The organism is Xanthomonas sp. 10-10, from assembly GCF_040182365.1.
In the GTDB taxonomy this organism is placed as follows: Bacteria; Pseudomonadota; Gammaproteobacteria; order Xanthomonadales; family Xanthomonadaceae; genus Xanthomonas; species Xanthomonas arboricola_F.
This window is the reverse complement of record NZ_CP144460.1, coordinates 2,659,956-2,683,554: the sequence shown is the minus strand read 5'-3', so window position 1 is coordinate 2,683,554 and position 23,599 is coordinate 2,659,956. Positions and strand designations below refer to the sequence as shown.

The 23,599-nt window shown below is 65.6% G+C and carries 22 protein-coding genes and 1 pseudogene; 16 read left to right on the top strand and 7 right to left on the bottom strand.

The window, feature by feature from the left end; all coding sequences use genetic code 11:
- Positions 1-492: 492 nt before the first annotated feature.
- The 5 genes from VZ068_RS11300 to zwf all read right to left on the bottom strand — a co-directional run bounded on the left by VZ068_RS11300 (position 493) and on the right by zwf (position 6,445).
- Positions 493-1,152, bottom strand: a complete 660-nt coding sequence (locus tag VZ068_RS11300; protein WP_259149247.1) for a bifunctional 4-hydroxy-2-oxoglutarate aldolase/2-dehydro-3-deoxy-phosphogluconate aldolase — start codon at positions 1,150-1,152, stop codon at positions 493-495.
- Positions 1,153-1,204: 52 nt separating this feature from the next.
- A complete protein-coding gene (edd, locus tag VZ068_RS11295) occupies positions 1,205-3,121 on the bottom strand; it encodes a phosphogluconate dehydratase (RefSeq protein WP_259149249.1) in 1,917 nt (638 codons plus the stop codon).
- Positions 3,122-3,294: 173 nt separating this feature from the next.
- Positions 3,295-4,014: a 6-phosphogluconolactonase gene (pgl, locus tag VZ068_RS11290; protein WP_259149250.1), complete on the bottom strand. Its 720-nt coding sequence runs from the start codon at positions 4,012-4,014 to the stop codon at positions 3,295-3,297.
- Positions 4,011-5,018 (bottom strand): glucokinase, encoded by a 1,008-nt coding sequence (gene glk, locus VZ068_RS11285; protein WP_046964087.1) that lies wholly within the window; start codon positions 5,016-5,018, stop codon positions 4,011-4,013. The genes pgl and glk overlap by 4 nt, the downstream gene beginning before the upstream one ends.
- A complete protein-coding gene (zwf, locus tag VZ068_RS11280) occupies positions 5,015-6,445 on the bottom strand; it encodes a glucose-6-phosphate dehydrogenase (protein WP_349655373.1) in 1,431 nt (476 codons plus the stop codon). The genes glk and zwf overlap by 4 nt, the downstream gene beginning before the upstream one ends.
- Before the next feature lie 421 nt (positions 6,446-6,866).
- On the opposite strand from zwf, the gene ugpC reads away from it, so the two are divergent.
- On the top strand, positions 6,867-7,955 hold the full coding sequence (ugpC, locus tag VZ068_RS11275; RefSeq protein WP_349655372.1) for a sn-glycerol-3-phosphate ABC transporter ATP-binding protein UgpC: 1,089 nt from the start codon (positions 6,867-6,869) through the stop codon (positions 7,953-7,955).
- On the opposite strand, the gene VZ068_RS11270 is transcribed toward ugpC, so the two are convergent.
- Positions 7,952-8,824, bottom strand: a complete 873-nt coding sequence (locus VZ068_RS11270; RefSeq protein WP_349655371.1) for a folate-binding protein — start codon at positions 8,822-8,824, stop codon at positions 7,952-7,954. The genes ugpC and VZ068_RS11270 overlap by 4 nt on opposite strands.
- Between VZ068_RS11270 and VZ068_RS11265 the strand changes: the two genes are divergently transcribed.
- The 10 genes from VZ068_RS11265 (at position 8,726) to lolD (ending at position 15,481) form a co-directional block, all read left to right on the top strand.
- Complete coding sequence (locus VZ068_RS11265; RefSeq protein WP_349655370.1) at positions 8,726-9,034, top strand: DUF1674 domain-containing protein; 309 nt, start codon at positions 8,726-8,728, stop codon at positions 9,032-9,034. The genes VZ068_RS11270 and VZ068_RS11265 overlap by 99 nt on opposite strands.
- Before the next feature lie 56 nt (positions 9,035-9,090).
- A complete protein-coding gene (sdhC, locus tag VZ068_RS11260; RefSeq protein ID WP_104615640.1) occupies positions 9,091-9,483 on the top strand; it encodes a succinate dehydrogenase, cytochrome b556 subunit in 393 nt (130 codons plus the stop codon).
- Positions 9,480-9,866 (top strand): succinate dehydrogenase, hydrophobic membrane anchor protein, encoded by a 387-nt coding sequence (gene sdhD, locus VZ068_RS11255; protein ID WP_349655369.1) that lies wholly within the window; start codon positions 9,480-9,482, stop codon positions 9,864-9,866. Before sdhC ends, sdhD begins: the two co-directional genes overlap by 4 nt.
- Positions 9,867-9,900: 34 nt before the next feature.
- Positions 9,901-11,691, top strand: a complete 1,791-nt coding sequence (gene sdhA / locus VZ068_RS11250) for a succinate dehydrogenase flavoprotein subunit (RefSeq protein WP_349655368.1) — start codon at positions 9,901-9,903, stop codon at positions 11,689-11,691.
- Between the two features lie 3 nt (positions 11,692-11,694).
- Positions 11,695-11,904: a hypothetical protein gene (locus VZ068_RS11245; protein WP_259149274.1), complete on the top strand. Its 210-nt coding sequence runs from the start codon at positions 11,695-11,697 to the stop codon at positions 11,902-11,904.
- Positions 11,905-11,920: 16 nt separating this feature from the next.
- Entirely contained in the window at positions 11,921-12,703 is a 783-nt protein-coding gene (locus tag VZ068_RS11240; RefSeq protein WP_046964080.1) for a succinate dehydrogenase iron-sulfur subunit, read from the top strand.
- Between the two features lie 113 nt (positions 12,704-12,816).
- Positions 12,817-13,065: a succinate dehydrogenase assembly factor 2 gene (locus VZ068_RS11235; RefSeq protein WP_259149276.1), complete on the top strand. Its 249-nt coding sequence runs from the start codon at positions 12,817-12,819 to the stop codon at positions 13,063-13,065.
- The gene (locus VZ068_RS11230; RefSeq protein WP_259167858.1) at positions 13,016-13,468 is read left to right on the top strand and encodes a protein YgfX; all 453 of its coding nucleotides are present in this window, start codon (positions 13,016-13,018) and stop codon (positions 13,466-13,468) included. The genes VZ068_RS11235 and VZ068_RS11230 overlap by 50 nt, the downstream gene beginning before the upstream one ends.
- A 23-nt stretch (positions 13,469-13,491) precedes the next feature.
- A complete protein-coding gene (locus VZ068_RS11225) occupies positions 13,492-14,733 on the top strand; it encodes a lipoprotein-releasing ABC transporter permease subunit (protein WP_259149279.1) in 1,242 nt (413 codons plus the stop codon).
- A complete protein-coding gene (gene lolD, locus VZ068_RS11220) occupies positions 14,726-15,481 on the top strand; it encodes a lipoprotein-releasing ABC transporter ATP-binding protein LolD (RefSeq protein WP_349655367.1) in 756 nt (251 codons plus the stop codon). The genes VZ068_RS11225 and lolD overlap by 8 nt, the downstream gene beginning before the upstream one ends.
- Positions 15,482-15,782: 301 nt before the next feature.
- On the opposite strand, the gene VZ068_RS11215 is transcribed toward lolD, so the two are convergent.
- Positions 15,783-16,847, bottom strand: coding sequence for an SDR family oxidoreductase (locus tag VZ068_RS11215; RefSeq protein ID WP_349655366.1), 1,065 nt, complete (start codon positions 16,845-16,847; stop codon positions 15,783-15,785).
- 383 nt (positions 16,848-17,230) lie between these two features.
- Between VZ068_RS11215 and VZ068_RS11210 the strand changes: the two are divergent.
- The 5 genes and pseudogenes from VZ068_RS11210 (at position 17,231) to lpxK (ending at position 23,571) form a co-directional block, all read left to right on the top strand.
- Positions 17,231-19,762: pseudogene (locus VZ068_RS11210) on the top strand (DNA internalization-related competence protein ComEC/Rec2).
- The gene (locus tag VZ068_RS11205) at positions 19,656-20,312 is read left to right on the top strand and encodes a MotA/TolQ/ExbB proton channel family protein (RefSeq protein WP_349655365.1); all 657 of its coding nucleotides are present in this window, start codon (positions 19,656-19,658) and stop codon (positions 20,310-20,312) included. Before VZ068_RS11210 ends, VZ068_RS11205 begins: the two are co-directional and overlap by 107 nt.
- Positions 20,313-20,315: 3 nt before the next feature.
- On the top strand, positions 20,316-20,771 hold the full coding sequence (locus VZ068_RS11200) for a biopolymer transporter ExbD (RefSeq protein ID WP_046964075.1): 456 nt from the start codon (positions 20,316-20,318) through the stop codon (positions 20,769-20,771).
- Positions 20,768-22,537 carry a lipid A export permease/ATP-binding protein MsbA gene (gene msbA, locus VZ068_RS11195; protein WP_259167867.1) on the top strand — a complete coding sequence of 590 codons (1,770 nt, stop codon included), beginning with the start codon at positions 20,768-20,770 and terminating at the stop codon, positions 22,535-22,537. Before VZ068_RS11200 ends, msbA begins: the two co-directional genes overlap by 4 nt.
- Complete coding sequence (lpxK, locus tag VZ068_RS11190; RefSeq protein ID WP_259167868.1) at positions 22,534-23,571, top strand: tetraacyldisaccharide 4'-kinase; 1,038 nt, start codon at positions 22,534-22,536, stop codon at positions 23,569-23,571. Before msbA ends, lpxK begins: the two co-directional genes overlap by 4 nt.
- Positions 23,572-23,599 lie beyond the last annotated feature (28 nt).

Here is a 23,599-nt window from a genome sequence, read left to right as displayed (position 1 = left end):
CAGCTCTCAGATAAACCGCCCTGACGCCAACCACTTAGAAGCACACGGTTTCTACTACTCTCTCAATCCGCCGCCTTCAAGAGGGATGCGAAGAGGCCTTTGCCTCGATAGCCGAGGCAACGATCAAAGCCTAGGTCGAGCATGCCCTGCGGCGATCTCTGCTCTCCGTTCCGCCAACACAGGAACATTCGAAGAGTGGTCCGCGGGCGCCGGGGCAGGACCTTACACGACAAGGCGCGTGTAAGAGCCCCCATGGATGGGTTCACGGCGTGTCCTGCCCCGGCGCCCGCGGGCCGCTCCCACGCACAAGATCAAGGCGTCAGCGAATCAGGCTTGCTCAGCCAAATTCAAAGCGTAACCAGACTGCGCTTTTACTCAATCACCTGAAAGCGCTGGCCAACCAGGCTTTCCTCAGCCAACCAGCGTTTTGTCACCAAATCAGCTTTCCAACGCAGCTCGGCTTTTCAACTCGCTGGATGCGGCGCTCAGAAATCAGCCCGCACGCACCTGCCGCACGATCGCCGCCGCCTTGGCCGAGCTTTCCTTGACCTTGTCCCACTGACCCTGTGCCAGCCAGTCCTTGGGCACCATCCACGAGCCGCCGATGCAGACCACGTTCGGCTGCGACAGAAACTCCGCCGCGTTGGCTTCGCTGATGCCGCCGGTGGGGCAGAGCTTGAGGTCGGACAACGGGCCGGCCAGGCCCTTGAGCATTTGCAGACCACCCACGGCGGTGGCCGGGAACAGCTTGCAGACCCGGAAGCCCAGGCCCATCAGGGTCAGTAGTTCGGTCGGGGTGGCCGCGCCGGGCACGGCCGGGATTGGCGCATCGGCCAGCAGCCGCGCCAGCGGTGCCGGCGTGCCCGGGGTGACCAGGAAGTCCGCACCGGCATCCACCGACTGACGCAGCTGCAGCTCGCTCAGCACGGTGCCGGCGCCGATCACGATGTTGGGCAGCTCGCGCTTGAGCATGGCCAGCGCTTCCAGCGCGATCGGGGTGCGCAGGGTCAGTTCGATCGCGGGCAGGCCGCCTTCGAGTAGCGCATCGGCGACGCGGCGCGCCTGGTCCAGCGTGTCCACGGTGACCACCGGCAGGATGCCGGCGTCGCGCAGCAGCTTTTCGGCGGTGTTCTGGGTCTGGGCAATCGTCATTGCAACTCCGTTAGACGGCGACCGTCGGGGCGGCCGCTGAGAGGGAAAAGGGTCAGGCGTCCTTGGACTCGTGTGGCGCAGCGGCTGCAGCAGCATCCGCGCCGAGTTCGTACTCGGCGTCGTAGCTCCACAGCGCACCGTCCGGATGGGTCGGGCCGCATGAAATCGAGATGGCGCCCTGGTCGGCCGGGCCGACGACCTGGCGGTTGATCGCAAACAGGTTGCGGCCAAGGTCGTTGCCGGCCACGGCGGTGTTCGGGGCAACCTCGCGCGATGCCCATTCCTCGGCCGAGACCAGCACTTCCAGCGTGCCGGCTTCGCCGTCCAGGCGCACCATGTCGCCTTCGCGGACGCGCCCGATCGGGCCGCCACGCGCGGCTTCCGGCGTCATGTGGATTGCGGCGGGGAACTTGCCCGAGGCACCGGACAAGCGGCCGTCGGTAACCAGCGCCACGCGGCGGCCCTGGTTCTGCAGCAGGCCGAGCAACGGGGCCATCGAGTGCAGCTCGGGCATGCCGTTGGCGCGCGGGCCCTGGTAACGCAGCACCACCACGAAATCGTGCGGCAACACGCCGGCCGCATGCAGCTTGTTGAGCACCTGCGGGGTGTCGATCACCACCGCAGGCGCTTCGATCTTGCGGTGCTGCGGCTTGACCGCCGACAGCTTGATCAGCGAGCGCCCCAGGTTGCCGCGCAGCAGGCGCAGGCCGCCTTGCGATTCGAATGCATCGCCGACCGGTCGCGCCACGCTGTCGTCGGCGGTCGTCGCTGTACCTGGCACATAGGTGACCTTGCCGTCCTGCAGGCGTGGCTCGTTGACGTAGGCACGCATGCCGCCTTCGACCACGGTCGGCAGATCGTCGTGCATGTAGCCGGCGTCCATCAGCTCGCGGAACACGAACGCGGTGCCGCCTGCGGCCTGGAAGCGGTTTACGTCGGCCTCGCCATTGGGGTAGATGCGGGTCAGCAGCGGCACGGTCTGCGAGATCAGATCCATGTCGTCCCAGGTCAGCACGATGCCGGCCGCACGCGCCACTGCGATCCAGTGAATCGTGTGGTTGGTCGAGCCGCCGGTCGCCATCAGCGCGACCACGGCATTGACGATGGCGCGCTCGTCGATCAGGCGGCCGAACGGGCGGAAGTCATTGCCCAGCGCCGAGATCGCCAGGGCCCGTGCGGTGCCCTCGCGGGTCAGCGCATCGCGCAGCGGCAATTCCGGGTTGACGAACGAGGCGCCGGGCAACTGCACGCCCATCGCTTCGAGCAGCACCTGGTTGGAATTGGCAGTGCCGTAGAAGGTGCAGGTGCCGGCAGAGTGGTACGACGACGACTCGGCCTCCAGCAACTCCGCGCGCGTGGCTTCGCCGGCGGCATAGCGCTCGCGCACTTCGGCCTTTTGCTTGTTCGGGATGCCCGGCGTCATCGGGCCGGCCGGCATGAAGATCGCCGGCAGATGGCCGAACGCCAGCGCGCCGATCAACAGGCCAGGCACGATCTTGTCGCACACGCCCAGGTACACCACGCTGTCGAACATGTCGTGGCTGAGCCCGATCGCTGCAGCCTGGGCGATGTTGTCGCGCGAGAACAACGACAGCTCCATGCCCGCGCGGCCCTGGGTGACGCCGTCGCACATCGCCGGCACACCGCCGGCCACTTGCGCGGTGGCGCCGAGCGTACGCGCGGCATCGCGAATCAGTTGCGGGTAATGCTCGAACGGCTGATGCGCCGACAGCATGTCGTTGTAGGCGGTGATGATGCCCAGATTGGGGGTGGCCGCACCGCGCAGGCGCGATTTGTCGGTCGGCTCGGAGGCCGCAAAGCCGTGCGCAAGATTGCCGCAGCTCAGACGGCTACGGAACGGACCCTCACGCAGGGCGGCATCGAGACCGGCCAGATACGCCGCGCGCGACGGCGCGCTGCGCTTGCGGATACGGTCGGTGACAGCTTGGATGTTCGGATGCAGGCTCATTGGCTACCGGCTATGAGAAACGGGGAAGGTAATCACGCTGTTCTTTTCTCAGATACCCGCACATGGATGTGCGGGCTCTTGCGAGGGACTCGCATGTTTGAATTCCCGCACATGGATGTACGGGCTGTTGCGAGGGATTCGCACAACAATCGGCTGTTGCGAGGGATGCGCATTCAAGAGCACCAATGCACCCGCAGACGCGGACCGGGCTGCTGGAGCGCAACGCGAATCGGGTACTCGCCGATGTCTTCGCCGGCGAGCGCGGCTTGCAGCACGTCGAGCTTCTGCTTGCCGCGCAACAGCAGCAGGCGCGTAGGGACAGCGGCGAGCCCGGCAGGTGTCAGCGTGATCCGCAGCGGCCACTGGTTCGCGCCTGGGCAACCGGTCGCGTCCAGCGACGCATACGGCTGTGGGCTGGCCAGCGCCTTGGGCAGATCGGTCGAACCGGGGAACAACGAAGCAGTGTGTCCGTCGCCGCCCATTCCCAGCACCGCCAGGCAAGCCGGCTCGGCATGCGTGGCCTGCAGGTTGGCGGTGTGCACGCACTCGGGCAATTGCTTGCCGGGGCGCACCAACGGGATGAAGGTCGCAGCCGGCGCATGGGTCAGGAAGCTGTGGTTGACCAGCCAGGCATTGCTGTCCTGATCCTGCGGCGAGAGCCAGCGCTCATCGACCAGGCCCACTTCCACCCGCGACCAATCCAGCGGGCGATGGGCCAGCGATTCATAGACTGGCGCCGGCGTGGTGCCGCCGGAGAGCAACATGCGGGCCTGCCCGCGGCGCGAGATTTCCTGTTCCAGCAGATCGGCCATCTCGCTGGCGACCGCTTCGGTCCATTCGGCCGGGTCTTCGTAGCGCACCAGTGTGATGCGCGGGTTGTCCTGCAGGTTCATCGCTGCTCTCCCGGATGCTGACGCTGCGCATCCACCGCATACGCTGCCGCGCCCAGCAGGCCGGCATGCGGATGCATGACCGCCAGCGACGGCACCCGCGACATGATCGCGGAGAACCTGCCCTTGTGCTCGAAACGCTGGCGAAAGCCCGAATGCTGCAGCGAATCCAGCACCTTGGGCACCAGCCCGCCGGTGAGGAACACGCCATCCCAGGCGCCCTGCATCAACACCATGTCGCCGGCGATCGCGCCGAAGATGGCGCAGAACAGATCGATGGTGCGCGCCGAGCGCGGGTCGCCTGCAGCAGCGCGTGCGGTGATGTCCTTGGGCTCCAGCGGGCCCGGGTCGATGCCGGCGATCTCGCTCAATGCGCGGTGGATGTTGACCAGGCCGGGGCCGCAGATCAGCCGCTCGTTGGACACCCGGCCGAACTGCTCGGAGAGGATTTCCAGCACACGGATTTCTTCCGGCGTACCGGGAGGAAAGCTGACGTGGCCACCTTCGGTCTCCAGCGGAAAACAGCGCCCGTTGCGGATGATCAGCCCGCCTACGCCCAGGCCGGTGCCGGGGCCGATCACGCCGTAGTTGCGCGGTTGATCGATCGGCGCCGGGCGCCAGCTGGCGCCGCCCACCTGCACCACGTCCTGCGGGCGCAGCAGGCTGATCGCCATGGCCTGCGCGGCAAAATCGTTGATCAGGTGCAGGGTGCTGAAACCGAGCATGCTGGCGGTGCGCGTGCGCGAGATCACCCACGGATGGTTGGTGATGCGCGCTTCGTCGCCATCGACGCGGCCGGCGACGGCGAACACGCCCTGGGTGGCCTGCACGCCGATCTGGTCGAGGTAATACCGCGCGGCCTCGCCGAGCGAAGCGAACTCCACCACCGCGAACTCACGCGAGGTGTCGTCCAGCAGCGGCACCGAGGCGTCGACATCGGCCAGCGCGAAGCGTGCGTTGGTTCCGCCGATATCGGCAACCAGCACCGGCTTGGAAGGAGCGGTCATGCGTTGTTTCCCTGTGCGTCGGTGGCAGGAGGCAGGAACGCTGCGGCGGTGTCCGGGCCCCAGCTACCGGCGGGGTAGGGCTGCAGCGGCAATTGCGCCGCGGCCCAGGCGTCGCTGACGCTGTCGATCCAGGACCAGGCTGCCTTGACCTCGTCGTCGCGTACGAACAGCGCCGGGTTGCCGTTGAAGGCATCCACGAACAGGCGCTCGTAGGCGATGCGCCGGTGCAGGCCGGTCGGCACCGACAATTCCAGTTCCAGCGGCTGCAGCTCGATCGCACCCCATTCCGGGCCGGCCAGGCTGCTCATCAGGCCGAGCTCGATGTTTTCCTGCGGTTGCAGCTGGAAGGTCAGCCGGTTGGGCACTGCGTTCTGCCGGTCCGGGCGCTCGAACAACCAATGCGTCACCGGCTTGAGCGTCACCACGATACGGGTGGAACGCTCGGCCAGGCGCTTGCCGGTGCACAGATGGAACGGCACCCCGGCCCAGCGCCAGTTGTCGATATGCGCGGTCACCGCGACGAAGGTTTCCACGTCGCTGCCTTCCGGCGGGTGGTAGGCCTGCGCCGGCTGGCCATTGATGGTGCCGGCGGTGTAGCGGCCGCGCACGCTGTCATGGGCAGCATGCTCGGCGGTCATCGGACGCAGCGCACGCAGCACCTTGACCTTTTCGTCGCGGATGCGGTCGGCATCCAGCGCGGCCGGCGGCTCCATCGCCACCAGACACAGCAGCTGCAGGATATGGCTCTGCACCATGTCGCGCAGCGCGCCGGAGCGGGCGTAATAGGCATCGCGCCCGTCGACCCCTTCGCTTTCGGCAACCAGGATCTGCACCGACTCGATATAGGTGCGGTTCCAGACCGCCTCGAGCAGCGTATTGCCGAAGCGCAGCGCGATCAGGTTCTGCACCGCCGCCTTGCCCAGGTAATGGTCCAGACGGAATACGCGGTCTTCGTCGATCAGCGCGCCGATCGACTGCAGGATCTCGCGGGCGCTGTCCGAGTCGTGGCCGATCGGCTTCTCCAGCATCAGCCGGTGCGGTGCGGCCAGCGCGCCACCCAGGGCCAGACCCTGGCAGGTGCTGATGTAAAGCCCCGGCGGGATCGCCAGGTAGCTTACGATCTGGCGGGACGCAAGCTCGCGGACCGCATCGGCCACCGATTCGGCATTGCGCAGGTCCACCGAGCGGTAGTCCACGCGCTGCAGCAGGGTCTGGATCTGCTCCGGGGTGGCAATCGGCAGCGCTTCGGTCAGGCGGGGACGCAGCACTTCACGGAAGGCCTCGGTATCGTGCGGCGACAATGCCAGCGCGCGGATACGGAAGTCCTCCGGCAGCAGGCCGTCGACGAACAGGCGCAGCAGGGAGGGGAAGAGATAGCGCTGGGCGAGGTCGCCGGTGGCGCCGAACAGGATCAGGGTGTTGTGCATGGACCGAGTTTCAGATTCTGGGGACATCGTTATCAGCGGCTTGTCGGAAAGGCGCCGGATACCCGGCGGTCGGTACGTCTGTTCCTGGGCGACACTTGCGTGCGCGCAGCGGGGGATGGACGCTGACGCCCAATCCCCGATTGTTGCAGCAACTGGTGGTCAGCGGTTAGCGCCTGGGCGGCATACCTGCACATGCGTGGCGGAATGCCCGCCCGCGCGGCGCAGGTAACGTGGCCGGAAACAGCGGCGTGGGTCGGTAGCGGCATGGTTCCTCCGAGATCGATGTTGCCATGTGAAAACGATTACATGTCAGAATAAACCAATGCATTCGTTTGCAGGGGATTTCCTCGCAGACGGGTCGGTCGTCATTGCCATCGGGAGGGCCGAGGGCAGGGCGCATACAACACGTTGAGGCCGAACGATGGCGAAAGTGCAGTTGGAAGGTGTCCGCAAGGTCTATGAAAACGGCCAGGTGGCGGTGCAGGGCGCAAGCTTCGAGGTGGCCGATGGCGAGCTGATGGTGCTGGTCGGACCGTCAGGCTGCGGCAAGTCGACCTTGCTGCGCATGATCGCAGGGCTCGAGGACATCAGCGCGGGCACGCTCAAGATCGGCGAGCGCGTGGTCAACGACGTGGCACCGAAGGACCGCGACATCGCCATGGTGTTCCAGAGCTATGCGCTGTATCCGCACATGACCGTGGCGGAAAATCTGGCCTTCGGCCTCAAGCTGCGTGGTCACCCCAAGCAGGTCATCGCCGAGCGCGTCAATAACGCCGCCGAGCTGCTGGGCCTGACCCCGATGCTCGACAAGCTGCCCAAGGCGATGTCCGGCGGCCAGCGCCAGCGCGTGGCGCTGGGGCGGGCGATGGTGCGCGAATCGTCGGTGTTCCTGCTCGACGAACCGCTGTCCAATCTGGACGCCAAGTTGCGCCACAGCGTGCGCACCGAGATCGCACAGCTGCACCGCAAGCTCGGCACCACCATGATCTACGTCACCCACGACCAGGTCGAAGCGATGACGCTGGGCCAGCGCATCGTGGTGCTCAAGGACGGCGTGATCCAGCAGATCGACAGCCCGATGGCGCTGTACGATCGTCCGGCCAACCTGTTTGTCGCCGGTTTCCTGGGCAGCCCGGCGATGAATGTGCTGCAGGGTCGGCTGGATGAGCAGGACGGCCTGCATCTGGCGATGGCCGACGGCTGGCGGGTGCCGCTGGGCGCCGCACGCGTCGATCGCCGCTGGTTCGGCCAGGACGTCATTGTCGGTGTGCGCCCCGAGCATCTGCAGCCGTCCAGCGATGCGCACCTGGGTTTCGATGCGCAGGTGGAGGTCATCGAGCCGGTCGGCAACGAGATCTTCCTCAATCTCGATCGCGGTGGGCAGCCGCTGGTGATCCGCGTGGCGCCGCAGGCGCTGCCGGCGGTCGGGCAACCGCTGCGCCTGGTATTGCGCAGCGACGCGTTGCATTTCTTCGACCCGGCAACCGGGCAGCGGCTGGAGCCGGCTTAACGCTCCAGCCCGGGAACGATCGCGCGCGGGTGCGCGGCCTGCGCGCCCACGTTGAGGGCGATAGCCGCGTCCACGGCCAAGTCCAGTGGCAACACCGCCAGTGCCAGATCGCCGGCAACGCTGACCACTGTGCCGATGGCGGTACCGTCCAGTTCGACGCTATCGCCTGCCTGGGCGGCCTCTCCAGTCTCCACGAGCTGCAACGCACGCTTGGCCTTGCCCAGGAAATGCGTGCGCGCAACGATCTCCTGACCCGGGTAACAGCCCTTCTTGACGCTGAAAGCCTGTAGGCGGTCCAGTGCCAGTTGCTGCGGGGTCCATTGTTCGCGCTGCGCATCCGGCAGCCGAACCAGGCCCAGTTGCAGATCCGCACGGCGCCATTGCACGTCCATGTTGGGCAATTCGATAGTCGCTGCCAATGCGTGGTCGCTGATGAGCAAGAGCGTGCGCGGCAAGCCGGCGCTGCCCATATCCAGCGCGACACGCTGCGTTCCGATATCGGCCTGCGCGCCTCGCGCGTGCTCGGGCGCCTGGAAGCGGCCATACGCCACAAGCGCGACGGCGTTGATTTTCAGCTTGCGCCGGAACACGAAGCGTCCGAGCTGCGCGGCGATCTCGCCGGCGTTGCCGTCAGGCAACAGCATCAGCACGCTGGTGTCGTCCTCACGCAGGAGTGCGAAGATGGCGATCACGCGCCCCTTCGCCGTCAACCACGCGTTCCACTGCCACTGCCCGATCGCCAGCGCCTGCACGTCATTGGCGAATTGGGCATGCGCAAACGCCACTGCATCCGCGCCGACGAGTCGGACGTATTGCATATCGTGCAGGGAGCCAAAACCCTGTGGAATAAGATTCAGGTTGTCAGCCATGGATGGGGAGGACTAAAATCGCAACGTTGTGAGACCACTATGATAGGCCATCCAACCCCCACCCCAGCGCAGGATTCCGAGACGCAGCCTTCCCCTCAGGAGCATATTCCCGAGAAGAAGCCACTGCCGAAGGAGATTGGTGGACGCGACGGCCCCGAGCCAACGCGCTACGGCGACTGGGAAAAAAATGGACGCTGCATCGATTTTTGAGCAGCGTCTAGCCACAGCGGCCTAGTGCCGCCCAGCCGAGAAAACGAGCCCAGCGAATGGCGATCCGCGAACGTCCCACTTCTCCACATCTGCAGGTATATCGCTGGCAGATCCAGATGGCGACCTCGATCCTGCATCGAGCCACCGGCGTCATCCTTTCCGGAGGCGCGCTGGTCATCGCCGTCTCGCTGCTGTTGCTGATGCTCGGTGAGGACCACTGGAATTGCCTCACCCAGCATCTGGGTGCCTGGTACGGCCAGTTGTTCCTGTTCGCCTGGTCATGGGCCTTCACCTATCACCTGTCCAACGGCATCCGTCATATCGTCCAGGATTTCGGCCGCGGCTTCAGCATTCCCGCCTTCATCCGCAGCAGCTGGACGTCGGTGATCGCCAGCCTGGTGCTGACCGCTGCGATCTGGGCGTATGTCCTCACTGGAGCTTCCGCATGAGCCGCTATCGCACCCCGTTGAAGAACGTACGCGGGCTGGGCGCGGCCAAGACCGGCACCGAACATTTCGTGATGCAGCGGCTGACCGCGACCGCCTTGGTCGTGCTGGCGATCTGGTTCGTGGCGTTCGTGCTGAGCCTGCTCGGTTCCGACTACATGACGGCAGTCACCGCAGTGTCCAAGCCATGGAACTCCGTATTGCTGGTCGGTTTCCTGGTGGCGATGTTCTGGCACGCGCAGCTTGGCCTGCAGGTCGTGCTCGAGGACTACATCCACAATTCGTTGCTGGCGCTGGCGTTGCAGACGACGGTGAAGTTCATCGCCGTGCTTGGCGCGATCGTCAGCATTTTCGCAGTGGCGCGCATCGCGCTGGGCGGTGCCTGAGTCATCGGGCACACAGAACAGGAATCCAGATTAGATGTCCGCTTACAAGATCACTGAACACAAGTACGACATGGTCGTGGTGGGTGCCGGCGGCGCCGGCCTGCGTGCCACGTTCGGCTTGGCCCAGAAAGGCCTGCAGACGGTCTGCCTGACCAAGGTCTTCCCGACCCGGTCGCACACCGTCGCAGCGCAGGGCGGTATTTCCGCCGCGCTCGGCAACATGGGCGAAGACGATTGGCGCTACCACTTCTACGACACCATCAAGGGCTCCGATTGGCTGGGCGACCAGGACGCGATCGAGTACATGTGCCGCGAAGCGATTCCGGCCATCATCGAGCTGGAACACTACGGCGTGCCGTTCTCGCGCACCGAAGAGGGCAAGATCTACCAGCGCCCGTTCGGTGGCATGACCACCAAGTACGGCGAAGGCCCGTCGGCGCAGCGCACCTGCGCGGCAGCCGACCGTACCGGCCACGCGATGCTGCACACGCTGTATCAGCAGTCGCTGGCGCACAACGCGCGCTTCATGATCGAGTACTTCGCGCTGGACCTGATCTTCGACGAAGAAGGTGTCTGCCGTGGCGTGCTGGCCCTGGACATGGCCGAAGGCTCGCTGCATCTGTTCCGCGCACACGGCGTGGTGCTGGCCACCGGCGGTTACGGCCGTGCCTACTTCAGCGCCACCTCCGCGCACACCTGTACCGGTGATGGCGGCGGCCTGGTGATGCGTGCCGGCCTGCCGGTGCAGGACATGGAGTTCGTGCAGTTCCATCCCACCGGCATCTACGGTGCGGGCTGCCTGATCACCGAGGGCGTACGCGGCGAAGGCGGCATTCTGCGCAACAGCAACGGCGAGCGCTTCATGGAGCGCTATGCACCGCATTACAAGGATCTGGCATCGCGCGATGTGGTGTCGCGTTCGATGACGGTGGAGATCCGCGAAGGCCGCGGTGTCGGCGAGCACAAGGATCACATCCTGCTCGACCTGACCCACCTCGGCCCGGAAGTCATCAACGAAAAGCTGCCCGGCATCGCCGAAAGCGCCCACATCTTTGCCGGTGTGGACGTGACCAAGCAGCCGATCCCGGTGCTGCCGACGGTGCACTACAACATGGGCGGCATTCCGACCAATTTCTACGGCGAAGTGGTGCGCAAGCAGGGCGACGACCCGGATGCGGTGGTGCCTGGCCTGTACGCGATCGGCGAAGCCGCCTGCGTGTCGGTGCACGGTGCCAACCGCCTGGGTTCCAACTCGCTGCTGGATCTGGTGGTGTTCGGCCGTGCGGTGGCAAACCGCTGCGCCGAGACGGTCAAGCCCAACCAGCCGCACAAGAACCTGCCGGCCGATGCCTGCGACAAGGCACTGGGGCTGCTGGACAAGTTGCGCTATGCCAACGGCTCCACGCCGACCTCGGTGATCCGCGACAACATGCAGCGCACCATGCAGTCCGACGCCGCAGTGTTCCGCACCAGCAAGACCTTGAAGGAAGGCGTGGACAAGATGGCCGAGATCTTCGCCACCTTCGAAGACGTCAAGGTGTCCGACCGCTCGCTGGTCTGGAACTCGGATCTGATCGAGACCTACGAATTGAACAACCTGCTGCTCAACGCAGTGGCGACGATCAATTCGGCCGAGCAGCGCAAGGAAAGCCGCGGCGCGCATTCGCACGAGGACTTCCCGGACCGCGACGACGTCAACTGGCAGAAGCACACGCTGGTCACCGTCGACGACAAGGGCAAGTGCGAGTTCGAGTATCGCCCGGTGCACATGTATACGCTGAGCAAGGACGTGGACGTCGTCCCGCCGAAGCCGCGCGTTTACTGATCGATGCGCATGCAAGGCTCCCTCGCTGTAACGAAGCCGGTCGCCGGGTTGTCCTGGCGCCGCGGCAGGTGCTTGCAGCGGCCGGAGCGTTTGACCACGCAGGAGCAGCGCCGGCAACAGGCCGGCCGCTGTACCGCCGCTTCGGTGGCGGCATCCATCGTCTTTACCTTCATGCGCACGGTGCGGCTGTCGTTCGCACCGCGCACCGCCTGAGCCAACGAGAGCAGCTATGGCAGAGTTCACCCTCCCCAAGAATTCAAAGATCGGCAAGGGTAAGCATTACCCTGCGCAGGGCGCCAAGAACACGCGCACCTTCAAGGTCTACCGCTGGGATCCGGATGGCGACGCCAACCCGCGCACCGATAGCTATGAGATCGATCTCGACAAGTGCGGCCCGATGGTGCTGGACGCACTGATCAAGATCAAGAACGAGATCGACCCGACATTGGCGTTCCGTCGTTCGTGCCGCGAGGGCATCTGCGGCTCGTGCGCGATGAACATCGACGGCACCAATACGCTGGCCTGCACCAAGGCGATCGATGCCTGCGGCAAGGCCGAAGTGCCGATCTACCCGCTGCCACATATGGATGTGATCAAGGATCTGGTTCCGGATCTGACCCACTTCTATGCGCAGTACGCGTCGATCAAGCCGTGGATCCGCACCCAGACCCCGCCGCCGCCGGATCGCGAGCGCCTGCAGTCGCCGGAAGACCGCCGTAAGCTCGATGGCCTGTACGAGTGCATCCTGTGCGCGTGCTGCTCGACCAGCTGCCCGAGCTACTGGTGGAATGGCGAGCGTTACCTGGGTCCGGCAATCCTGCTGCAGGCGTACCGCTGGATCATCGACTCGCGCGACGAGGACACCGGTGCGCGGCTGGACGATCTTGAGGACCCGTTCAAGTTGTATCGCTGCCACACCATCATGAACTGCGCACGGACCTGCCCGAAGGGCCTGAATCCTGCGCTGGCGATCGCCGAGATCAAGAAATTGATGATGGCCCGTCGCGCCTGATCGCAAGGCGCCGATATCTCGCATGGGCGGGATGTGGTTCGCAGCGGCACCGGCCTCATGGTCAGGTGCCGCTGTCGTTTTCGCCCCCGCCGCAGGGCGGGGTGGAGATAGGAATGGACGAACAGACCTTGTTGAAAAAGCTGCGCTGGCGTTGCCGGCGCGGCATGCGCGAACTGGATCAGCTGTTCGGGCGCTATCTGGATCAGCGCTGGGCGCAGGCTTCCGAGGCCGAGCGCGCGGTTTTCCTACAGCTGCTGGATTGCGAAGACGATAAGTTGTGGCGCTGGTTCATGGGTTACGAGGCTTGCCCGGATGTCGCCAACGCCGCACTCATCGCCGATATCCGCGCCTTGCCGGCTTGAGTGGCGGCCTTCGCGCGGGCTTGTTTGCGCACTGAGCCTTCTCGCAGTGCTGGCGTTGTGCGCCATCTGGCGCAGCGGCATGCCGGCCTGGCTGGCTGTGGTCCTGTCCATCGTTGCGTCGGCTTCGGTCGGCAGGTCGCACTGGCGGCTGTTGCGTTCGCCAGTGCGGCAACTGGTCGTTCCGTGGGGCGAGAGCCCCGCCAGCATTGACGGCACGCAGGTGCAGAACCTGCAGATCGCCTGGCGCGGACCGATTGCGGTGGTGGCGTGGACAGGTCCGGATGCGCGCCGCGAACGCCTGCATTTCTGGCCGGATACCCTGCCTGCAGCGCAACGACGTGAACTGCGTCTGGCCGCGCAGGCACATGCGATTTCGTCCGGGCGGCCGCAAGTGGCACCATAGCGTCCCTTTCCCGGTTGAACCGCATGTTCAAACCTATCCCGGTTGCCATCGGCTTGCGCTACCTGCGTGCCAAGCGGCGCAATGGCTTCATCTCCTTTATCTCGATGGCATCGATCCTGGGCATCGCCCTGGGCGTCACCGTGCTGATCACCACGCTGGCAGTGATGAGCGGTTTTCAAAAGGAAATCCGCGACCGTCTGCTGCAGATGGCGGCGCATGCCACTGTCAGCGCCGAAGGCGCGCCGATGCGCGATTGGCAGCATGCGGTCGAGGTCGCCATGGCCGACCCGCGCGTTGCCGGCGCCGCACCGTATATCGAAACCGAATCGCTGCTGCAGGGCCCACGCAAGCAGCCGGCCATCGTCCGTGGCATCGTTCCGGCCGAAGAGAACAAGGTGTCCGTGCTGGCCAAGAAGATGCAGCAGGGCTCGGTCGACAGCCTGACTCCGGGCTCCTACAACATCGTCATCGGCAAGGAGCTGGCGATCTGGCTGGGCGTGGATGTGGGCGACAGCGTCGTCGTATTGCTCAGCGATACCCAGGCCACGCCATTGGGCGCGATGCCGCGGCTCAAGCGCTTCACCGTCAGCGGGATTTTCGAAGCCGGCTACAACGAGATCGATCGCGGCCTGGCGGTGGTCAACATGCAGGATCTGGGGCGGGTGTTGCGCATGGATGGCGTCACCGGCGTGCGGCTGCGGCTCCACGACATGGATCAGGCCTGGAACGTCGCGCGCGATCTGGCGTTGAAGTTGCACGGCCCGTACCGGGTGAGCGACTGGACCCAGGAAAACGCCAATCTCTATCACTCGTTGAAGATGGAAAAGACCGTGATGGGCATCCTGCTGTCGCTGATCGTGGCGATGGGTGCGTTCAACCTGGTGTCTTCGCAGGTCATGCTGGTCACCGACAAGCAGGCCGACATCGCGATTCTGCGCACGCTGGGCCTGTCGCCCGGCGGGGTGATGCAGGTGTTCATGGTGCAGGGCTCGTTGATCGGTTTCATGGGCACGATCATGGGGGTGATCGGCGGTATCGTGCTGACCCTCAATCTGGAGCGCATCCTCGGCCTGATCGAGACGATCTTCAGCGTCAAGCTGCTGCCGGAAGACGTGTACTACATCACCGGCCTGCCGACCGACATGCAGACCCAGGACGTGGTGGTGATCACCGTGGTGGCGCTGGTGATGAGTTTCCTGGCGACCTTGTACCCGGCATGGCGCGCCTCGCGTACCCAGCCGGCGGAGGCGCTGCGTTATGAATGAGATCAGGGAATCGGAAATCGGCAATCGGGAATCGGTCGTGCAGAAGCCAAACCAAGCAGAGTCAGTGATTCGGGCCGAGGGTCTGGGCAAGACCTATGCCGAAGGCAAGATGCGCACGCCGGTGTTCGACGGTCTGGATCTGTCGGTGGCAACCGGCGAAACGGTCGCGATCGTCGGCGCGTCCGGCGCGGGCAAGAGCACCTTGCTGCATCTGCTTGGCGGGCTGGACATTCCAACCTCGGGCGAGGTGTATGTCGCAGGACAGCGCATGTCGGCGCTGTCCGATGGCGAGCGCGGCAGGCTGCGAAACCAGGCATTGGGCTTCGTGTACCAGTTCCATCATCTGCTGCCGGAATTCACCGCGCTGGAAAACGTGATGATGCCGGTGCTGCTGTCGGGCAAGGATGTGGCGGTGGCGCGTGGGCAGGCATTGCAGTTGCTGGAATCGGTCGGGCTCGGCCATCGTATCGAGCACAAGCCCAGCGAACTGTCGGGCGGCGAGCGTCAGCGCTGTGCGGTGGCGCGTGCACTGGTGAACAAGCCGGGATGCGTGCTGGGCGACGAGCCCACCGGCAATCTCGACGACAAGACCGCCGGCACGGTGTTCGAACTGATGCTGGAACTCAACCGCGCGCAGCGTACCAGCCTGGTATTGGTCACTCACGACCGCAGCCTGGCGCGTCGCCTGGATCGGGTGCTGGAGCTGCATCAAGGCAAGTTGCGCGAGCTGGCGCCCTCGGCCTTGTGAGTGCCTGCGACGCGATCGGGTTGTCGGTCGCCTCGCGCAATAAAACGCATCTCTCGCGCCATCGCGCTGCGTGCAGGATGCGCAGCGCGGCAGCTCGGTGCGTCGCCGCCGTGGTGTAATCCCGGTGCGCAGCTCCAGGGCCAGCGGACGCAACGTGGCGAGCCGTTGCCAGACCGAGCATTGGCTGCGTCCCACCGGCGGTGAGCACACGCGGTTTGTCGGGCGGCTCTAAACCTCTTTGCTCCACGCTTATTCACATCGCTGCAGGCCGGTGCGACCTGCAGCGACGCATTGGCTGCGGTCAGGGAATGATGCGAAGTGCCCGCAACCGGGTGAACAGCTCGAAGAACGAAGCGCGGCTGTCGTAGAAGTCCAGAAAACCCAGTTCGCGACTCTTGGTCATGTCGTTGACGCACTCGATCTCGCGGCCCAGGTCGGCATCGGTGTGCCACCACGAGGCCAGGCGATTGACGTCCGACTCGACCAGATTGTGCTGCGCGGCCAGCTCGGCCCACAGCGCTGGTGCGGTCTCGGTCAGGCGCGCTTCCAGTGGCTGCGGCGTGTCGGGGCAGGGGGGGGCATCGAGGTCGAAGAACGCCGCGATCTCGCCCCACATCCAGCGCCAGCGGAACACATCGCCATTGACGGTGTTGAAGGCCTGGTTGCGCGCTGCCGGGCTCAGACCCGCCCAGGCCAGCTGACGGCCAAGCAGGCCAGCGTCGGTCAGGTCGGTGAGGCTGTTCCACTGCGCTTGCGAGCCCGGGAACACGAATGGCTGCCCGGTGTGTTTGCACAGCGAGGCGTAGACCGCCAGCGTCACGCCCATGTTCATCGCATTGCTGCCGTTGGCCATGCCGATCATGGTGTGCGAGCGATGCACGCTCCACCCAAAGCCGTGCCGCTCGGCGTGCGCGAACAGCAGGTCTTCGAGCGTGTAGTAGAAGTTTTCGCCCGGCTGGCGTGGCTCGCTCTCGCGGAACGGCGTTTCGGCCTTGCCGCTACCGTAGTTCTCGAAGGCGCCCAGGTAATGCTTGGTGCCGGTGACCAGCGCCATGTGCTGCAGCGGCGCGGCGCTCAAGGCATCGCACAGGTGCCGCATCATTGCGCCATTGGCCTCGACGTTCTCGCGTTCGGTGTCGCGACGCGTCCAGGTACAGAAAAACACGTGGGTGATCGGCAGGCCACGCAACGCGTTGTTGGTGCTGTCGGCGTCCAGCAGATCGGCGGCGACGGGAATGACGCCGTCGTGCTGCAGCGGGCGGCGCGCCAGGCCGTAAACGGTCCAGCCATCGGCGACCAGCACGTTGGCCAGGTTGTAGCCGGAGATGCCGGTCACGCCGACAATCAATGCAATGCCTTTACGCATGTGGGGGAACTCCTCAAAAACAGCGTCGAACATAGTCGCTCGCTCATGAAATCGGGGCGAATGCGGCGCCGTGCGATCTGTTGGGGTGATCTGGCGATTGTTGCATCGGCCACGTTTCATCGTTCTACGCGGTTTTTTCGTGCGGCTCGACCGAGGGGATGCGCGGGGGACGATCGAGCTGACCGCCAGCTTCATCGCTGAGGCTCCTGGCCGAAACCCGTTGGCAGCGTTGAGCATGCGCATCGAATCGCGGCAGGCCGGCAACGCGCTACAGCAGATGCGGTCTCTTCTGACCGTGTTGTACGCAAACCACCGCTGCCTCCAACCCACCGGCTGGTTTAGCGTTGCTCTTTGGATCAGGATGATCGGGATTGAGCGGCAACATGGATGTGTCAGGTCACGCAGCCCCGTCGCCGCGGCTTGCATCGGCAGTGCCGGTCGCAGGCGCGTTGCTGCTGGGCGTGGTCGTTTGTGCATGGTCGCCGGCGCTGTTGCCGCAGGCGCTGTATGCCGCCTGTCTGTTTGCTGGCGTGCTCGGCACTGCGCTCACCCTGTGGCTGCGTCCGCGGCCAGCGTGGTGGATGCTGGCACTTGCAACGGCGACGGCAGGCTTCGGGCTGACTGGCTGGCAAGTGGCCGAGACCTTGCAGTCGCAATTGCCGCCACGTGACGAAGCGCGCGAGATCAGCGTTCGCGGCCGCATCGTCGGGCTGCCGGTGGCCGAGCAACGGCGTACGCGGTTCCAGTTGCGCGTCGATCACGATCGAGCGCAGCCGGTGGCCCTGCGCGGCAAACTGTTGCAACTGGCCTGGTACGACGCCTTCGGTGCCGACCAGATCGGCCCGCGCGCCGCGCTGCGGGCGGGGGCACATTGGCAACTGCAGCTCAAGCTGCGTGCACCGCGCGGTCTGCGCAACCCGGGTGGGTTCGATGCCGAACGTCAGGCGTTGGCGCAGCGCATCGTCGCCACCGGGTATGTACGCGACCTCGGCGCTGCGCGCGAGGTTGTCGCTCCGCGTGGCGTGGATGCCTGGCGCGACCGGATGTCGCTGCGGATTGCCGCGCAGGTCTCCGGCCCTTCTGCGCCTTACCTGCGCGCACTTGCACTGGGCGACACGCGTGGACTGGACGATGCGGCATGGGCGACCCTGCGCGCGACCGGGCTGAGCCATCTGATCGCCATCTCCGGATTCCATGTCGGCCTGGTTGCCGCGTTCTTTGCACTGATGGTGGCCGGGCTGTGGCGATGGTGGCCGGGTCTGGGTCTGGTGATGCCACGCGTGCATGCCGCAGCCATCGCCGCGCTGCTCGGCGCCGCTGCGTACGCGGTGGTTGCAGGATTGGCGCTGCCCACGGTGCGCACCGTGCTGATGATCGCCGTCGTGGCACTTGCGCGGGTTGCGCGGCGACGCGCCACAACGGCGCAGATTCTTGCGCTGGCGCTGCTTGCAGTGCTGGCATGGGACCCATTGAGCGTGCTGGTGGCAGGCTTCTGGCTCAGTTTTGCCGGCGTCGCCTGGCTGGTGTGGTGCCTGCCCGCAGATGACCGCAGCCTCCTGCGCGGCTTCCTGTCTGCGCAGACCGTCGCCACCGTCGGCTTGCTGCCACTGACGGTCAGCTTGTTCGGGCAGGCATCGCTGGTGGGGCCGTTGGCCAATCTTGTCGCCATTCCCTGGTGGACCTTTGTCGTGGTGCCGCTGTGCCTGCTGGGAACAGCGCTTGAAGCGCTGCATGCCGGTGCGGGCGTCTGGGCATGGCAATTGGCCGGCTGGTGCTTCACGTTGACCTGGCCGGGGTTCGTCTGGCTTGGGCAGACCACGGTGGCGTTGTGGTGGGTGCCCGAATCCGACGCGATTGCGCTGATTGCAGCGTTGCTGGGCGCCTTCTGGCTATTGCTGCCGCGAGGCACGCCGGGCAAGGCCGTTGCGATGCTGCTGTGGCTGCCGTTGCTATGGCCGGATCGTGCCTTGCCCGGCGCTGGCGAAGCCGACCTGCAGGTGTTGGATGTCGGGCAGGGTCTGGCAGTGCTGGTGCGCACGCAGCGGCATGCGCTGCTGTTCGACACCGGCCCCGCAGTGCGCGATGGGTTCGATGCCGGCGAGCGCGTGGTGCTGCCCGCCCTGCGTGCGCTCGGGGTGCGTCAGCTGGATGCGCTGGTGCTCAGTCATGCCGACGCCGACCATGCCGGCGGATACGCAGCGGTGAGCGCGGGTCTGCCGGTCGCGATGACGGCTGCACCGCCAGGGGCGCCGCTGGATGTCAGCTCGCGCTGCCAGGCCGGCCGTCAGTGGGAGTGGGATGGCGTGCGCTTTCGCTTTCTGCATCCAGCTGCGGATTTTCCGTATCTGCGCAACCAATCCAGCTGCGTGCTGCGGGTCGAGACGCTGCACGCCAGTGCGCTGTTGCCGGGCGACATCGACGAGCTCATCGAGCGTCGACTGATGCGCGAGCAGGTTGCGGGGCTGCGTGCCGAGGTGGTGGTGGTACCGCATCACGGCAGCGCAGACGGCTCGCACGCCGCTTTCATTGCCGCCACCGGAGCGCAGCTGGCGCTGGTCTCCTCCGGGTATGGCAACCGTTTTGGCCATCCCCGCGCACAGGTGGTTCAGCGCTGGACGGGCAGCGGGGCCGAATTGCTCGACACTGCCCAGTCCGGTGCGATCAGGGTATGGCTGGGGGCGGACAGCCTGCAGCTGCGCGAGCGACGACGCTGGCAGCCGCGTCTTTGGGATGCTGCGGAACGGCGGCGGTCGACTGCTATCCTATCGGCCAGCGAATAGGCGGCCGCGTTGCCGGAGGAATCGAATCGTGTTGGAGCTGGTCAAGGCGGGCGGTTGGCCGATGGTGCCGTTGCTGTTGCTGGGTGTGATCGCCCTTGCGATCGTACTGGAGCGTCTGTGGGCCTTGCGCCGTAACGAAGTGACGCCGCCGGGGCTGGGCGAAGAAGTCCGTAACTGGGCCGCGCGCGGCACGCTGGATCCCACCCACATCGAGTCGCTGCGGCGCAATTCGCCGCTGGGCGCGCTGCTGGCGGCGGCGCTGGATGTGCGCGGTCGTCCGCGCGATTTGGTGCGTGAACGCATCGAAGATACCGGTCGCCATGTGGTGCACCGCATGGAGCGCTACCTGAACGCGCTGGGCACCATCGCCTCGGCCGGTCCGCTGCTGGGGTTGCTCGGCACGGTGGTCGGCATGATCCAGATGTTCCTGGGCATCCTCGATCACGGCGTGGGCGATGTGAACCAGCTGGCCGGCGGCATCGGCAAGGCGCTGGTGTGCACCGCCACCGGCATGATCATCGCAGTGCCCGCGTTGATGGCGCATCGCTTCTTCAAGGGGCGCATTGCCGGCTACATCATCGAGATGGAACAGGAAGCCACGCTGTTGCTGGACACCATGGATGGCCGCGCGGCGCCTGTGGCGGCGGCAGCGTCCGGCAGCAAGCCTGCCATGGCGAAGGGCTGACGGATGCGCATCGGCAGCGACCGAAGCCAGGACGAGCCGCATATCGACCTGGTGCCATTGATTGACGTCATTCTCGTCCTCATCATCTTCTTCGTGGTGACCACGACCTTCGACGCACGCTCCACGCTGCAGCTGCAATTGCCAACTGCCAGCGACCAGAACACCAGCGCGCCGCCGCGCTCGCTCAGCGTGCTGGTCAATGCCGACGGGCATTACTTCATCAACGACCAGGAAGTCCTGCGCGCAGATGTGGAGTCGCTGAAGCAGACCATCGCCCAGATCGCCGGCGACGACCGCGAGCAGACGGTGCTGATGCGTGCCGATGCGCGTACGCCGTATCAGGCCGTTGTCACCGCGCAGGATGCGTTGGGGCAGCTCGGCTTCCGGCGTATCGCCATTGCGACCGCGCCCCAGACCGGCACTGCCGGCAAGACAAGCAAGAACGGAACCCGCCAGTGACCACCATCAACGACCGCCCGGCGCCAGTCTCGTCCTGGCGCACGTACCGTCGCCTGTTGGGCTTCGCCAAGCCGTATCGGCTGTTGCTGATCGCCGCGCTGATTGCCGCGTTGGTCGAAGCGGCAGGCACCACCGGCTTCCTGGCGTTGATGAAGCCGATCACCGACGAGACCTTTATTTACAAGAACGCCGAAGTCAGCCGCTGGCTGCCGGTGCAGATCATCCTGCTGTTTGTGGTGCGTGGCGTTGCCGGCTATATCACCGACATGGCGATGGGCAAATCCGCGCGCAGCATTGCGCGCGATCTGCGCGTCAAGGTGATGTCCAAGTATCTGCGTCTGCCGGGCTCGCGCTTCGATTCCGAGCCGGTGCCATCGATGTTGATACGCCTGGGTTCGGATTCCGATCAAGTCGCACAGGCCGCGGTGGATGCGGTCAAGGTGATGATCCAGCAGTCGCTGCAGGTGATCGGCGCACTGGCGCTGATGCTGTGGCATAGCTGGCAGGTCACGCTCACCATCGTGGTACTGGCACCGGTGCTGGCCTGGGTGATGGACAAGGTGGCGCGGCGCTATAGGCGCATCAGCCATAGCATCCAGGAGAGCGGTGCGCACCTGTTGCAGGCCGCCGACCAGACCTTGTCCAGTCACCAGGAGGTCAAGATCTACGGGGCCCAGCAGACCGAAATGGAGCGCTACGGGGCGCTGGCCGACCGCAACCTGCGCCTGGCGATGAAGGTCGAATCCACCCGCGGCATTTCCACCGCCACCGTGCAGATGATCGGCGCGATCGGGCTGTCGGCGCTGCTGTTCGTGGCCGGTGCGCAGGCCTTGGCCGGGCGCCTGACCGCGGGCGACTTCGTGGTGTTGATGACTTCGATGCTGACGATCATTCCAGGCCTCAAGCAGCTCACCAATGTGCAGAACATGGTCCAGCGCGGCCTGGCCTCGGCCGAGCGCCTGTTCTCGGTGCTCGACAGCCCGGACGAGCCGGATCAGGGCGCGGAGCCCTTGACCCGCGCGAAAGGCCTGATCGAGTTCCGCGATGTCACCGCCCGCTACCCAGGCCAGGTGAATCCGGCGCTGGCCGATGTCAGTTTTGTCGCGCAACCCGGCACAGTGACCGCGATCGTCGGCCGCTCCGGCAGCGGCAAATCCAGCCTGATCAAACTGATTCCGCGTTTTTATGAAGCCGAGGCCGGGCAGATCCTGCTCGATGGGCGTCCGGTACAGGCGTATGCCTTGGCGGACCTGCGTCGCCAGATCGCGCTGGTTGGCCAGCAGGTCATGCTGTTCGACGGCAGCATCGCCGACAACGTCGCCTATGGCGAAATGCGCACCGCAGATGCCGGCCAACTGGAGCGCGCGATCCTGGGCGCCAATGCGATGGAGTTCGTGGCGCAACTGCCCGAGGGCTTGCAATCGCACGTCGGCACCAAGGGCGGGCGGCTGTCCGGCGGGCAGCGGCAGCGTCTTGCGATCGCGCGTGCGATGCTCAAGGATGCGCCGATCCTGATCCTGGACGAAGCCACCGCCGCGCTGGACAACGAGTCGGAGCGACTGGTGCAGGACGCCTTGCACAAACTGATGCCGGACCGCACCACGCTGGTGATCGCGCACCGGCTGTCCACCATCGAGCATGCCGACCAGGTGCTGGTGATGGATCAGGGCCGCATCGTCGAGCGTGGTACCCACACCGAATTGCTGGCGCAGGGCGGGTTGTATTCGCACCTGCACGGCATGCAGTTTCGCGAACGGCAGGCATGAGCAAGCATGGCGCCCGTACGCCGGGCTATTGGTACGACAACGCGCCGATTCCGCTGCCTGCACGCGTACTGGCACCGATCTATGGCGCGGCCATCGCGCTGCGGCGTAGCCTGTATCGCCGCGGTTGGCGTAAACGGCATGGCGTGCCGGTGCCGGTGATCGTGGTCGGCAACGTCACGGCGGGGGGCACCGGCAAGACCCCCCTGACCATCGCACTGGTGTCCAAGCTGCAGGAAGCCGGCTGGACACCTGGCGTTGCCAGCCGTGGCTATGGCCGCGACGACTCCGGCACTGCACGATGGGTGGACGCAGACACGGCGGTGGCGCTCGGTGGCGACGAGCCGGTGTTGATCGCCTGGAAAACCGGCGCACGCGTGCGTGTGGACAGCGATCGCGTGGCCGCTGCGCGCGCGCTGGTCGAGGCCGGTTGCGACATCATCGTCTGCGATGACGGCTTGCAGCATTATCGGCTGGCACGCGACGTGGAAATCGAGGTGGTCGACGGTCAGCGCCGCTACGGCAATGGCCGCCTGCTACCGGCCGGGCCGCTGCGCGAACCGGCCGCACGCGCGCGCGATTGCGATTTCCGCGTGGTCAATCTCGGGCAGGCCAGCGCCACCACTGCCGCACAGACCACGGATGATGCCGGTTTCGGCGAATGGCAGATGCGCCTGAGCATCGACAGCGTGCAGCCCATGGACGGCAAACGGGCGCAACCACTGAGCATGCTGGCCGGGCAGCGCGTGCATGCCGTGGCAGGTATCGCGCACCCCGAACGCTTCTTCGCCATGTTGCGTGCGCGCGGCATCGGCGTGGTGCCGCATGCGTTTCCCGATCATCACGTGTACCGCGCTGCAGATTTCAGTTTCGGCAGTCGCCTGCCGGTGTTGATGACCGAAAAGGACGCAGTGAAGTGCCGTCCTTTCGCCGATGAGTGGCTGTACAGCGTGCCGCTCAAGGCGGAGTTGCCGGCTGCATTCTGGGTGAGCCTGCTGGATCGGTTGGACAAGTTAGCCAGCCGGCAGGGCGTTTGATCCTGGCCGCTTGTTGCGCGTGCATGTG